The sequence below is a fragment of the Mesorhizobium calcicola genome, assembly GCF_042682105.1.
GTDB lineage: Bacteria > Pseudomonadota > Alphaproteobacteria > Rhizobiales > Rhizobiaceae > Mesorhizobium > Mesorhizobium calcicola.
This window is the reverse complement of the sequence record NZ_JBHUGY010000027.1, coordinates 115,380-129,721: the sequence shown is the minus strand read 5'-3', so window position 1 is coordinate 129,721 and position 14,342 is coordinate 115,380. Positions and strand designations below refer to the sequence as shown.

Sequence of the window (14,342 nt, the reverse complement as noted above, 5' to 3'; positions counted from 1 at the left end):
CAGATCCTCAGAGCGTGGCGGTGGAAGAAGTCATCGGTCTCGAGATACTGGACCTTGTGGCTGTGCAGGATCGCCTGATAGGCAATCGCCTTGGCGATGTGGGATTTCCCGGTGCCCGGTTTGCCGACCAGCATCGCGTTCTCGCCGGCGGCGACGAACGCCAGGGTGTGGAGCTGGAAGCAAGTTTGGCGCGGCAATTTGGGATTGAAGGCCCAGTCGAACTCGGCGAGCGTCAGTTTTTCATCGAGCCCGGATTGCTGATATCGCCGCTCGATAAGGCGAGATTGGCGACGATCCAGTTCGTCCTGCAGGATCAGGGAGAAGGTCTCGAGGAAGGGTTGGTTTGCGCCCTGCGCCTGCAGCACGCGCGTCTGCAGCGTGTCGCGGACGCCCGACAGGCGCAACTGTCGCAGGCAGCGTTCAATTTCGGGTATGGTCATCATGGGGTTGGGTCTCCAGTTTGAGGTGAGAAGGGATAGCGGGAGCGCTCGTGGCGGCGAAGCTGGTCGGGGTTGCGCAGGCGCCACGAGCGCGGGGTGGAGAGGCGCGGTCGTCGTCAGCCCCAGCCTGCCGGCCATTGTTGCCGGCATCGTGCCGCACAGCACGGCTGAAGAGGTCGCCATATTCGGCGGGCGCGCGTATCAGTGGATGATCCTGGGTGAGCTGCGATACCGGCTGTGGGGCTTCTTCAACCTGTTGCAGCGCCTGCTCAAACAGCCGCTCGACAGTCGCGCGTACGTGCTTGTAACGGTAGATGCGGTTGCTGATGGCATGAGCACAGGCCTGCTCGACCAGCCGTGTCGGATACTTCCGGCTCAGCCCGACAATGCCCCACATCGCGCGCTGTCCGGGGCGTCCCTCGGCATCGAACATATGTTGACACAGGGCCTTGGTTTGTGGGCCGATGCGGCCGGCGTTCGCCAGCAGCACGGCGGTTTGCCGTGACGGATTGAACGGCCGTTCGTTGGTCGGCAGGACGACAGAACCGGGGTGCGTCATCCGGGGATGAATCCGCAGCAGCGCATGGGTGTGGCGATCACGGATCTCGATCGTGGAAGTGTAGATGCGCACGACGACCAGACTGCCGATGGCCGCGGGCCGCGCGGCGTAATAGCTGCTGTCGACGCGTACGGTGGTGTCGTCGCAGACGGTCCGAACGACTTCAGTGAAGATGCGGAAGGGTGCGACAGGCAGCGGCCGCAGGTGCGGCCTCTCCTCCTGGAACAGGGCCTCGACCTGACGGCGAGTGCTGCCGTGGATGCGCTTGGAAGCCCAGTTCTCCTCCCAGTGCCTCAAGAACTCGTTCTGCGCTTCCAGCGTCTCGAAGCGCCGTCCGGCCAGCGCGGTCCCCTGGGTATGTTGAATCGCATTCTCGACGCTCCCCTTCCGATTGGGGTCCGCCACGCGGGCCGGATCGGCGACGACGCCGTAATGAGCCAGCATCGCACTGTAGATCGGATTGAGCTCGGGCTCGTACAGATCGGGCTTGAGGACGCCTTCCTTAAGGTTGTCGAGCACCACATAGCTGACCACCCCGCCAAAATACCGAAACGCCTCTTCGTGAAGCTGCGCCCAGACTTGCTGGCTGGATTGCCAGACTACCCGCCGGAAGCTGCGCCGCGAATAGCGCAGCGTCATCACGAACAGGCGGGGACGACGGTACCGGCCGCTCTTGGGATCGATCGTCAGCGCGCCCTCGCCATAGTCGACCTGAGCCTCCTCGCCGGGGAGGAACTCTAGACGATCAAACTGCTTGGGATCGCTGTGTCGCAACGTGCGCACAAACCGCTTGACGCTTTGGTAGCTGGACTGAAAGCCAAACTGATCGACCAAGTCCTGGTAAATCGCCTGCGCATTTCGCTTCAGGCGGACCTGTTCTTCGATCCACGCCCGATGCACTTCGCAGGCCGAGCGGGCCAGGCTGCTGGTGACCGTCGCTCCCGACACCCCAAAAGCCGCTGGTCGGGGTGGAGGAATTTGGTCCTCCGCGCTTGCCGAGCCGGTGGTCACTTCCCCGGGGGAATTTGCCTCCGCACCAGCCCGCTGCGCTCGGTAACGCCGAATCGTCTTGCGATCGACACCCGTCAGCCTTTGAATCTCGCGCTGGCTGGTGTTGCGATCAAGTAATGTTAGTACGGTGCTTTGCAGATGTGCCTTCAAGACGTTCAACTCCCGGTCCCCTCGCTATAGAAAGGGGATGAAAATAAACGTCCTGCCTTACCGGCTACCGCTGTTCAGTAGCGCTGCCGGTGATCATCGGGTGGGGGAGTTTCAAGTGACCACACCCGGGGGATTTTGACCGACCCACGGGGCAACGGATCTGTTGCAACCTTTTGATTACCAGCGCTGTGGCAAGGAGCCTTCGATCATTTTCGGAGGGTTGCAATGTTTAAAGGCCGTCAGTTCGACCAGTCCGTGATCCTGCTTTGCGTGCGCTGGTATCTGGCCTACAATTTGAGCCTGCGTGATCTTGAGGAGATGATGGCTGAGCGCGGCATCAGGGTCGATCACACGACCATCCACCGCTGGACCGTTCGTTTCTCGCCCTTGTTGCTCGAACGCTTCAACCAGCGCAAGCGTGGCGTGACCGGCAAATGGCATGTCGACGAGACCTACCTCAAGGTGCGCGGCCAGTGGATGTATCTCTATCGCGCCATCGACAATGTCGGTGACACAGTCGAGTTTTGGTTCAGCGAGCAGCGCGACCTGCCGGCGGCCAAGCGCTTCTTCAGAAAGGCGCTGGAGCGTCATGGCCGACCGGATCGCGTCGTCATCGACGGGAGCCAGACCAACCACGAGGCGATCGTTTCCTGCGACACCACAAATCGCTTGCAGGATCGCGCCCGGCGCCGGCTGAAGCCCATCCGCATCCGCCGGAGCCAGTATTCGAACAATCGGATCGAGCAGGACCATCGGCGCATCAAGCGCCGAGTCCGGCCGATGCTCGGCTTCAAATCGACGGCCACCGCCTCCGCCATCCTTTCCGGTATCGAAATGATTCACATGATGCGCAAGCGACAGGCGAGGTATGCCTTCAATCCGAATCCGTCCCTGGCCGAGCAGTTCGAAATCCTCGCCGCCTGATTGACCTCGCATCAGGCCTCTCTGCACCCTCTATTCACCCGTTGCAACAAAACCCGCTCTGAACGCCCCCGCGCAACGCGAGGCCCGGATGCGAACAATCATCGACTGCGATCTCCTCGTGCTCGACGATCTGTTCCTCGCACGGGCCATCCCCGACGAAGCCGGCGCATGGCTGCAGACCCTGATACATCAGCGCTACAAACTGCGTCGCAGCGTCATCGTCACCTCCAATCGGGTCGTACAGGACTGGGGGACATATCTGCGAGACAACACCATGAGCACGACGATACTCGATCGGCTGATGCATCATTGCCATCTGCTTGAGTTCGATGGACGCAGCTATCGTCTCAAAGAAGCCGCTGAGGCCCTTGCTCGGGAAACAAAGTCAAACTAACAAATACACCCTCTGTCCTGCCTTGCGGGTGGGGGAGTTTGACTGACCCTACCCGGGGGAATTTGAAGTGACCCGCGGGGGCAGTTGAGCCGTCAACATAATCCGGCGGCGATCAGAGTTATCTGCGAGCGCTCCCGCCGCGAGCGAAAAGAGCATGTATGGCAGCGTGGTCGACGACTGGACGAGTGCCACCATGCCAGGCGACTTGGCAATGCTCGTCATCAGCCATGCTGCAGCCACGCCCTCGACCAGGGTGCCAAGGTTTGAAATAAGTGCGGCTGACCATAGAGAACGGAACGTCTTGTGTTGGAACGGAACGAGCGGAGATATTCTCTTTGGCATTGTGAGAACTTTCGGGATCGACTGCTGGCAAGAATTCGCAAACCGGTCAAACATGGCCACCCCGATAAAACCAAGCTGCCACGCTCGAGCGCCGGTTTGTTGCAACGGCTAATGGGGGTCCAGAAAAGTCTAAAGCGAGGCCAATCAGGCAGCAAGGATTTGGAAATGCTCGGCCAGGTTTGGATTCGCCGCGATCGCTCAAGACCTTGCCCGTACGGTTAATCGCTCCACGACTTGAGCGGCAACAACAGGCGCGTTATCCACATTGGTATCCGGCCAGACCCGTGCGCGTTTTTTGGGGAAAGCACCTGGCACGAAATAGGAGAGGCCCGCGCTTGCAACATAGATAGTCGCTGCAACGCCCTCGAAATTGCGATTGAAGTGGAACTGCGACTTCATCACGATAAAGTCCTGCGCCCTGATATTGACGCCGTGGGAATCGAAAATGGCTCGATCAACGATGAATCCTGGCTTTGACGTGCCGATCACAAGGAAACGACTATCAATCTCGATAAGGGCCGTCTTTCCCATGGCAGCGGATTCGTTGGCAAAACTAGGTCCGATGAGTTTAATATCCCTATTGTTGAGCATCTTGACCACGCCTTCGATCTCGAAGGGCAGATATAGCGGCGTCATCTTGCCGCCGAGACGCATCTTGATTTTCGCGCCGACTCCGGCGGCATGTGCCTGTGCGACGGTTTCCGGATCGTTGACCGTCATGGCGCCCAGGAGCTTCACGGGATGCTTCAGTGCGGCCTGCAGAATCAAGGTGCTGTCTCCCGGCGCGCCGGCCAGCGTCCGGTCACCAAGATCGGCAAGCGCCTTGGTAATGCCGCCCTTGTCCTTCGCAGTTGCATCCAGGGCCTCTGCGATGGTCACGGTTTCATCCTTGAAGCTCTCGCGCAGATTCCAGAACTTCTGCGCGTAATCCTCCACGATCACCTTGGCTTGCGCATATGGCCCGTTGCTCAGTATCACAGCGGCCTGACCCATGTCCGTTAGATCCGCAAAGCGATAGGCGTTGTAGATGCTAAGGTCCACCACTGGCGCTTCCGACTTTTCGAGCGCACGGGCACGTGCGTGCATTTCCTTAAGTGGGCTGAGATGAGTTTCGAGCCTGCCTGGGGCAATCATTCGGGTTTTCGCGAAGGTATAGACCGGACGCAGACGGCCTTCCAGGACATCGAAAACCAATCTGACCACCTTCTTGCCATTTTCGTAGTAATCGTCATGCGGATTGTTCTTGCAGGCGATGCAGATGTCGGCTGCCTTCAACATCTGCGGCGTGATATTCGCATGAAGGTCGAGACCTGCTCCGAGGACTGAGTTTCCGCCGATGACGCCACGAATGTAGGAGAGGAAGTCACCTTCCGCATCTTCGAACTCAGTCGTGGACATCGACCCATGCAGGTCGAGTACAATCGCATCGGGCGCGAGCTTGTTGACCTCCTCGCCCCAGAACCGGCGTTGCCCAATGTAGAAACTATGATCGATGGCGCCGCTCGGCGCGATCATCGAATCTGAAATGGGAAGAATCTGAATATTCGAGCGTTCAATCAAGGCGTCGACAATCCCGCCGAGCGTGGTGCCATTTCCCTTGGCCGCCTCGATCAAAGTCTCGCCGCGAACGACGGTGATATCTGCCGCCGCTGTCGCCGGCGCATATCCGTGCGATTCATGAAACAGGCGTCCGACTGCTATGCGCTTCATAATCTTATATTCCCTCTTGAATGCCAGCCTTTGGATTTTATACCGCCATGCAAAGAATTATGATCGCGCTCGATTTGGCGAAGAATGCGTTTCACGGTGCGATGGGGCTGGGCGGGTGGCGACCGCAACATAGTGCGCCGGGGACAAGTGCTTGAGTTCTCAAGGGGCCGCATGTCACTCCTGTTCGCCAGGGGTCGAAAATGGTGTAATCGACCAATCGATTAGGTCGACGGCACGCTGAAGTATCGCCTCCGTCCGAGCACGGCTGGGGGAAGTGGCGATGACATATCCGATCCAATCTCGGAGATCGCCTTTCCTGACGATTGGCGTCTTGGGTTCAACATAGAATTTGATCTCGGCTACACCTGGTATGGCGGCCGCCTGACTGTCGCCGCCGATCCAATCGAGGGTGCCATCGGTATCCGGAACGAGGAACCGCGCGGCCGCAGTCTGCGAATGTCTGCTGTGCAAATCACATTCGTCGCCGATGACAAGCTTGATGTGCTCGGTGACGAGATCGATACCGTAAGCTAGCTGAATCAGTTGGGGAGTGGGCGCTCCATGAAGCCGCGGATTGACTTCAATGACGACTGGGCCACGCTTCGTCCACCGGAATTCAATGCCCGTTGGCCCCCAGCCAAGGCCGAGAGCTCGCAAACAGCTCCGCGAAACATCGGCGACACGCTCATGCTGGTCATCAGTCAGCGGGGCCGGAATGGTGCACTCACGACAGACGAAATGCGGTGGAGGGCCGCAGTCAGCGATGCCAATTCCAATGATCTGATCTCCCATTATGTCGGCCCAATAAAGGGGGCCTTGTGCGAATTCTTCGACCAGTATCCTCGGCGAGGATCGCCATGTGTGCTGCCCGCCCAACAGATAGGCCGTGTGTTCAGCTAACTCCTCGACGTTGCGACACAACCGGACGCCCCTGCTGCCGCTGCCTACGGCTGGCTTAACAATCACCGGCAGGCCGATCTCCGCCGCAGCTCGTTGAACGTCCGTCGCGTGCGTTGCCACGCGATAAGCAGGTTCTGGAACGCCGGCCTGCGCGAGGAGTTGACGTTGAGTGAATTTATCGCAGCATCGTTCAATCGAGAAGGGGTCCGGCCCCGGGAGCTTAAAATGGCGGCAGACCTTGCCAACTGTCGCATAGAACGTATCCCCGGCGCATGTAATACCAGCAATGTCATATCTGGGCTGTAGCCGAGAACATTCGTGGATCAGCGCATCTAAATTGCTAGTGTCGACACGGATTGCTCCACTTCCTTCCGCAGCGACATAGTCGTATTGAGCTGGATCATCCGACAGCGTAATTGGATGAAGACCAAGACGCAGGGCCGCCTGCACGTATAGCGGACCATTATACCTTGAACCTTCAAGCAGGATGAGCGCTCTTTTTGCCATTGGCCTTGACTCCGACATTGCGTGTTGTGCGGCGATCCGAGCGTACAACCTTGCCTGATCTCGGACTTTGAGGTGAACGTACCATCGCCATCGATCCGGTGCGCAAAGATTCTATGAATTTACTTGAAGGACCTGTTACAACAGTTTGGTCACTGACGCCTGTCCCGCTTTTGTGATGCGCTGCCGGTGCCGTCGCTAGTGGTTCGATTGAGATAATCTTTGAGCTTCGTTGCTAGTACGCGTACATGAGGCGGAGCGACCATCGTGTAATGGTCACCTGGCACCTCGTGAATTTCCAGGGGCGCCCGCGCGAATTGCTTCCACCCAAGATCGCCATCAGGTTCATTAGTGGATGTGCGCAGCCCCTTCTTGGCTGCAAAAAGAACGGACTTGCTGTCGTTGAACCGAGGCATATATTCACGCAGCGCAATTTTATTTGCCTCGGCAACTGCCAGAATATTATTGAGCTGCGTTTCGCTTATGTCGGGGACATTGCCTGCTTGCATTCCGAAATCCAGCAATGCCGTGACCTGACGCTCACGTTGGATGGAGTTCAGCTTTCGCCAATGTTTCTTCAGCGCAGGAAAAAGGACGCTCAAGATAACCGCTTGCTCGCTAAGCCATTGAGGAATACGGCGGTTGCCGAGCAGGCGGTAATACCGGTCGCTTGTGTGCTCTTCATCTTTGTGAAGCGCTTTGGCATCGAGCAGCCCAACTATTGCTACCTCGTCACCAGCATCGTGCAATTGGCAGGCCATTTCCCAAGCAATGCTACCGCCCATAGACAGCCCAGCGAGCTGATAAGGGCCTCGGGGTTGAACGCTCTTGATAGCCTCTACGTATTCCCGCGCCATCTCCGGAATGCTCAGGTGAGGGCTCGCTTCACCATTCAGACCGCGCGCCTGCAAGCCGAAGAGCGGCTGCTCCGTGCCAAGTGCCTTAGCAAGAGGCGTATATACGAGTACATGTCCCCCAAAAGGGTGGGGGCAAAACAGAGGCGTCCGCGAACCGCCGGTTTGTATCGGCACCAATGCGTTCGTGCGCACGCTTCTATGTGTCTTCGACAGGGCTATTGCGAGCCCTCTTGGAGTCTGGTGTTCCAGCAGCAGGGAGACAGCCAATCTCTCTCCCGTGAGCTGCTCGATGCGATCGATGACGCTTAAGGCGCTCAACGAATCGCCACCAAGATCAAAGAAGCTGTCGGTCAGGGCAACGTCATCCAAGCCCAAGATGTCCCAATAGACCGCCGCAATTTGGCGATCTAAAGCTGTCTCAGCAGACATCTCAACTACAGTCGGACTGCGCACCCCCTCGTTCCCAGTCGGGCGATCGACGGATCTGGCTGTAATATTAGGCTGATTCAAACCGGCATTTTGTTCCTGGTCCTTGGTGACTACCGCATCGAGCCAGTAACGCTTGCGATCAAAAGGATAAGGGGGGAGGGGGGTTCGCTGCAAGGGCTGGTGGTCGTGCAGACTAGACCAATCGATGCGAACGCCGCAGGTCCAAAGCTTGCCCAGCGTCTGTAAAAGGCTCGCGCGATCGCCTTGCCCGTGGTCGTCCCCTGGCAAGGCTGGAAACGCGACGGGGCTCCGCCTGTGGCCCTTTGACTTGAACCGCCTGGAATGTGTGGTCAGGGCTGCGCCAGGCCCCATCTCAATGAACAACTCGTGGCCCGATTGCACTACCCGATCGAAGGCCTGATTGAACTGCACCGTCTCTCGCAGATTGCGGACCCAATAGCTGCCATTGAGCCGCACGTCCGCTTCAAGCCAGTCACCGAGCACTGTCGACATGAAAGGTATTTGAGGCGCTTGCAACTCGACTTGTTCTGCATGAATCCTAAACTCCGGCAGGATTGGATCGAGCAGTGACGAATGCACGGCATGGCTTGCGCGCACTTGTTTGCTCGCAATGGATTTCGCCTGCAATTGCTCATGGAACGCTGCGATCTCGGATGCTGCCCCCGAAACGATGCACTGACGCGGCCCGTTTATTGCCGCCAGTGAAAGGTTGTCGTTCCAATAAGGCTCGAGCTCTTCCGGCGACAAGCTGACTGCAACGATCCCGCCGACAGGCACATGCGACGTTAACTGTCCCCTTATCAGTGTCAGTCGAATGGCATCCGGTAGCGAGATGATGCCTGCAAGATGAGCGGCTGCATATTCTCCGATGCTGTGGCCGATCACAGCTGCAGGGAAAATGCCCCACGAGATGAAGAGCTTCGCCATTGCATATTGCGTAGCGAAGATGACAGGCTGTATGAGGGCTTCCAGCTGAGGCTGAAGCTCGCCATTGGATTTGCCTTCGCAGTAGAGCAGGGGGCGGAAATCAATATGTGCGAGCTCGTTAAGCCACTTTGCGCATTCGTCGATGGCGTTGCGGAATACCGGCTCTTCTTCATAAAGCTCCCGACCAATTCCGATCCGCTGCCCGCCCTGGCCGGAGAACATGAACACGATGCGGTGTTCACTGCTTGACGCCTCTCCTGCTGCGCCCGCATTCAGAGCCGCCTGATCGAGCTGGTCGGCTAATTCCACCGGATCGGATCCGACGAAACTTGTGCGATGTCTCAGAGCTGCTCGACCCGTTTGGAGGGTATATGCGATATTTGCTGCGCTATGCCTAACATCGCTTCGGCGAATAAAGCTTGCCAGTTGCCGGAGCATTTCGGTTAATGCAGACCTGCTTGCACCCGACACTGGAAAAACTTGTAGCCTGCGGCCGCTTTGTTCACCACTCTGCGGCGGAGCCTCCTCGAGGATGGCGTGCGCATTCGTGCCACCAATGCCAAATGAGCTGACCCCACCGCGCCGTGGCTCACCACCTTTGGGCCAATCGGTGCAGGTCTTGTTTACGAACACCGGGCTCCCCTTGAAGTCGATATTTGGGTTGGGCTCATCAAAATGCAGGCTAGCGGGAATGACGTTCCTGTTCAGCATCGTGGCGAGCTTGATCAGCCCCGTTACGCCCGCTGCGGCGTCGAGATGGCCGACATTTGTCTTCACCGAACCTATTGCGCAGAATTGTTTCCGTGCTGTGTGGGAACCGAAGGCCTTGGTCAGGCCGGAGATTTCGACGGGGTCTCCAAGATAGGTTCCCGTACCATGCGCTTCGACGTACCCAATGGTGTCCGCAGAGACCTCAGCATCGGTGAGGGCGGCTTGGATCACCGCAGCCTGTCCGTCGGCGCTGGGGGCGGTGAACCCGACCTTGGCGGCGCCATCATTGTTGATGGCGGTCCCCTTTATCACTGCCCAGATATAGTCGCCGTCTCTACAGGCGTCGCTCAGCAGCTTGAGGACAACGACCGCTGCTCCGCTGCCTCTCACCGTTCCCTGGGCTTTGGCATCGAACGCACGGCAGTGGCCGTCAGGGGACAAGATATGGCCTTGTTGATGGAGATAGCCTTTTCCATGGGGCAGGGAAATCGATGCACCGCCTGCCAGCGCCATATCGCACTCATTGCTGCGCAGGCTCCGGCAAGCGAGGTGGACCGCAACCAGCGAAGTGGAACAGGCCGTCTGAACTGACACGCAGGGGCCGGTCAAGTTGAGCTTGTAGGCAATGCGCGTCGTCGTGAAATCGTGGCCATTAAGAAGGCGGATCTGCAACTTCTCTGAATCCAGCAGGTCGCGGACTGCTTCACGTTCAGGGAGATAGTGGTTGGCCCCCACTCCAGCAAAGACACCGACGCGGCCTCCTGCGTTCTCGCGCGATCCGTATCCCGCCTGGTCGAGCGCCTGATACGCCGTTTCCAGCAGGATCCGCTGTTGCGGGTCCATCCAGGCTGCTTCCTTAGGCGAGAGACCGAAAAACGCTGCGTCAAACAAATCAACTCCGCTGATAACGGCTTCGCGCCTCACATAACCAGGCTTGCCAAAGGTATTGGGATCAACGCCGGCTTCGCACAATGTGTGTTCATCTAAGTCTGCAATGGACTCTACGCCATCGACCAGATTGTTCCAGAATTGTTCGACATTCTCCGCCCCCGGGAACCTGCCGGCCAATCCAATGATTGCAACAGCATTGCGGTCCTGGTTGGGTTCGATTGCCGCCGGACCACTCGGTCTTTTTAAGTCCTGCGCGGGGTGAGGAGCGCCTGGAATTGCTGCCAGGTGCGCAGCGAGCGTTCTTATGGTGGGGTGCTCGAACAGATCCAGAATCTTGCAATCAATGGCCAAACGATCGTGGATACGCGCCTGAACCTGGATGATGGCCAGGGAATGGCCGCCAACATCGAAGAAATTGTCTTCAACGCCGACGGAGTCCAGGTTCAGCACGTTCTTCCATATCTCAGCCACTTCCGCCTGCAACCCACCGGTCGGCAAAGTTGCGGCCCTTAATTTCGAGACGTTTCTCGGCTCGGGAAGAGCGCGCCGGTCGATCTTGCCGCTACGATTGGTTGGTAGCTGCGGGAGGAACACGAACTGTGAGGGGACCATGTAGCCAGGCAGCGCGGCGCGCAGAAAAGACTGAAGTTCATCGGCATCCTCCGAACTGTCCCGTCGCTTCACCACGTAGGCTGCCAGGCTCGCATTTTCATCGGGACCGGCTGTCAGCGTGACGCAGCATGCTTTGACGTTTTCGTGCTCCATCAGGCACTGCTCGATCTCGGCAAGCTCGACCCGCATGCCGCGGATCTTGATCTGTCCGTCTTTCCGGCCCAGGAACTCAATCGTGCCGTCTGTCCGGTAGCGGGCCCGATCCCCAGTTCGGTAGAGCCTGGATTGCGGATCATCATCGAATGGGTCTGGCAGGAAAACCTCGCGCGTGAGTTCATCGTGATTGATGTAGCCGCGGGCTACGCCGACACCCCCGATGTAGAGCTCGCCGATAGCGCCAACCGGTGTCGGATTACCATAGCGATCCAGGATATAAGCCTTGGTATTGATGGCGGGGTGCCCAATTGTTGGCTTTTGCTCCTCGGCTTTCACCTCAGTCCTTATGCAATAGACGGTCGTCTCCGTAGGCCCATAGGAATTGAAGATGCGGCGTTTCTCGCCCCATCGCTCAATGAGGCTCGGCGGCAACGGCTCTCCACCTGACTTTACCACAGTGAGATCAGGAAGATCATTCGACGGCAAGGAGGCCCACGCTGTCGGCGTAAGACCGGCGGCGGTAACGCATTCACGGCGCATGAACTCGACAAGCTCTGCTCCGGGCAGCGATGCTGATGGAGGCGCCAGGCACAATCGACCACCAGAGGATAAAGCCAGCATAAAATCGAACAGCGATGCATCGAATCCGCAGGAAGCGAACTGCAATACCCTGCTATCCGCACCCAATTGATAGGTGCGTCTTAGATCTTCCGCCATGTTGCAGGCGCAGCGATGCTCAACCATCACGCCTTTCGGCTGCCCCGTGGAACCGGATGTATAGATCACGTAGGCCAAATCTGAGGGGCCGGCGGGGCAGTGCGGAGGCGTGACATCGTGGAGAGCGATTTCGGCGCGGTCCTTGTCGAGGAGAACTACCGCACATCCCTTCGCACCTTCAATGTCTAGCTTTGATAGGGCTGTCCCGAACGCCTGTTTTTTAAGCTCCGCTTTGCTTATCACTGCAGTGGCGCCAGCGTCCCGCACCATGAAATGCAGACGCTGGGGTGGGAGTCGCGGATCGAGAGGAAGATAGACGGCCCCCGCCTTCAACACCGCTAGAAAGCCGACAATGAGATCGCACGAACGCTCGACGAGGACGCCGACCACGTCTCCAAGGCGGACACCTTTTGAAATTAGATGACGGGCAAGCTTGTTTGCCTTTTGCTCAAGTAAGGCGTAGCTGAGCGCCTCCATTGAGCAACTGACAGCGATATTGTCTGGGCGAGCGGCAGCATGAGCTTCGACCAGGGTGTGCAGGCAAATGTCGGACGGAAAACGTGCAGCGGTGTCGTTAAAATCATGAAGGAGCTGATGCTCCTCCTCTGGAGTTAGAAAACAATAGTCGCCTATCCGTCGCGCTGGCGCATCTGCAATCGCCTCGAGCAACAACTGATAGTGCTGCGCCAGCCGCTCGATGGTGCTAGGATCCCACAAATCCGCGTTGTATACGACATGTAGACGGACACTTTCTTTACTGGCCAAGATACGAAAATCAAGATCGATCCAGATATCGGTCTCGCAAAGTCGGATTTGCGCAGGCAAGCCGGAGAGGTCGACGTCGCATGACGTGAAGCCAAGAGAACTCACCGCCTCTGGAATGAAGTTGAAAACTGCTTGCGCGAGAGGATTGCGATCAGGTGCCGGGGGGAGCTTGAGCTTCTCCAGTAGCAGGGGAAGGGGAAAATACTCGTGGCTGCGCGCGCAGCGCATGAGCTGGCGCACCTGCTGCAAATGGTCGAGGAAAATGGAATTTTCGGAAAGATCCTGGCGTAGGGCCGCCAAGGTCACAAAGTAGCCGAAGGTGCCCGAAAAATTTTCTGCCGGACGACCGAGGCGTGGCACGTAAAGGGTGATGTCGTCCTGGTCGCCATAGCGATGCAGCAGGACGTAATAGGCAGCAAGCAGTACGGTGGCGAGCGTCACTTTTTCTTTATGCGCCAGTCGCTCCAAGCGCGCGACCAGCGGCATCTCAATATTCCCGGAGAAAACTGACCCGGTGTGCGTGGCAAGTGCAGCTCGTGGTCTGTCGGTCGGAAGGGGCAGGTCAGGTTCGTGATCAACAAGCTGACTGCGCCAGTAGGCCCACATGCGTTCTCCGTCGTCGCCGGCAAGGAGGCACTCTTGCCAGGCTACGAAGTCGCCGTAAGGAGACGCCGTGGTCAGACTTGGCATATCCGTGTCGCCGCAGCACGCCTGGTAGTGCCTGCCGAACTCGTGCAAAAAGGTGCGAATGCTGAAGCCGTCGGAAATTATGTGGTGGAAATTGAGGAGGAGAACCTCTTCCGTGGCATTGCGGATGAACAGGTGAGCGCGAAACAACGGCCCATGTTCCAGATCGAAAGGCGAGCGAGCTTCAGCTGCGATGGAGTGATGGTAGTGCGCCTCTTCGAGACCTTGTAGCCGAACGGCATGAAAGCTCAGAGAGGCTGTCTCATGAATGCGCTGAACGACCTGCTCGCCTTCCTGGTGAAAGGTCGTGCGCAGCATTTCATGCCGGTCGATCAATGATTGTAGCGCGCGCCGCAAGGCATCAATCTCGAACGGTGCCTTTAGGCGCAGCTCGACTGGCAAATTGTATTCGCTACCGGTCGTTCGTTTTTGATGATGTATCCAAAGGCCCATCTGACCATGCGACAGCGGACGCGTAACATAACCCATTGCTTTCTCCTGCCGCTTAGTTGTGCGAAGAAGTTACCCCTCCTCTCTTGGAAACGGTTTGAATTTTTTGAGAATAATTCAGTCGTTTATGTGAAACTGTCGTATGACAGAGCACATATTCACTCGAAGTAACAATTTTCAGTGAC

At 57.8% G+C, this 14,342-nt stretch carries 5 protein-coding genes and 3 pseudogenes; 2 read left to right on the top strand and 6 right to left on the bottom strand.

Annotated elements, in window-relative coordinates; genetic code table 11:
- Window positions 1-8: 8 nt before the first annotated feature.
- Together ACFSQT_RS17410 and istA are read right to left on the bottom strand one after the other, a co-directional pair.
- A pseudogene (locus tag ACFSQT_RS17410) lies at window positions 9-443 on the bottom strand (ATP-binding protein); the annotation flags it as partial.
- Window positions 421-2,169: an IS21 family transposase gene (gene istA, locus ACFSQT_RS17405; protein ID WP_379020666.1), complete on the bottom strand. Its 1,749-nt coding sequence runs from the start codon at window positions 2,167-2,169 to the stop codon at window positions 421-423. The pseudogene ACFSQT_RS17410 and the gene istA, both read right to left, overlap by 23 nt.
- A gap of 216 nt (window positions 2,170-2,385) precedes the next feature.
- Between istA and ACFSQT_RS17400 the strand changes: the two genes are divergently transcribed.
- Complete coding sequence (locus tag ACFSQT_RS17400; protein ID WP_379020664.1) at window positions 2,386-3,084, top strand: IS6 family transposase; 699 nt, start codon at window positions 2,386-2,388, stop codon at window positions 3,082-3,084.
- 55 nt (window positions 3,085-3,139) lie between these two features.
- Window positions 3,140-3,478, top strand: a pseudogene (locus ACFSQT_RS17395) (ATP-binding protein); the annotation flags it as partial.
- A gap of 81 nt (window positions 3,479-3,559) precedes the next feature.
- On the opposite strand, the pseudogene ACFSQT_RS17390 reads toward ACFSQT_RS17395, so the two are convergent.
- The 4 genes and pseudogenes from ACFSQT_RS17390 to ACFSQT_RS17375 all read right to left on the bottom strand — a co-directional run.
- A pseudogene (locus ACFSQT_RS17390) lies at window positions 3,560-3,820 on the bottom strand (MFS transporter); the annotation flags it as partial.
- A 198-nt stretch (window positions 3,821-4,018) separates the two neighbouring features.
- Window positions 4,019-5,530, bottom strand: coding sequence for a M81 family metallopeptidase (locus tag ACFSQT_RS17385; protein WP_379020662.1), 1,512 nt, complete (start codon window positions 5,528-5,530; stop codon window positions 4,019-4,021).
- A gap of 174 nt (window positions 5,531-5,704) precedes the next feature.
- On the bottom strand, window positions 5,705-6,937 hold the full coding sequence (locus tag ACFSQT_RS17380) for an ATP-grasp domain-containing protein (RefSeq protein WP_379020660.1): 1,233 nt from the start codon (window positions 6,935-6,937) through the stop codon (window positions 5,705-5,707).
- Window positions 6,938-7,086: 149 nt separating this feature from the next.
- The gene (locus ACFSQT_RS17375; protein ID WP_379020658.1) at window positions 7,087-14,196 is read right to left on the bottom strand and encodes a hybrid non-ribosomal peptide synthetase/type I polyketide synthase; all 7,110 of its coding nucleotides are present in this window, start codon (window positions 14,194-14,196) and stop codon (window positions 7,087-7,089) included.
- Between the last annotated feature and the right edge of the window lie 146 nt (window positions 14,197-14,342).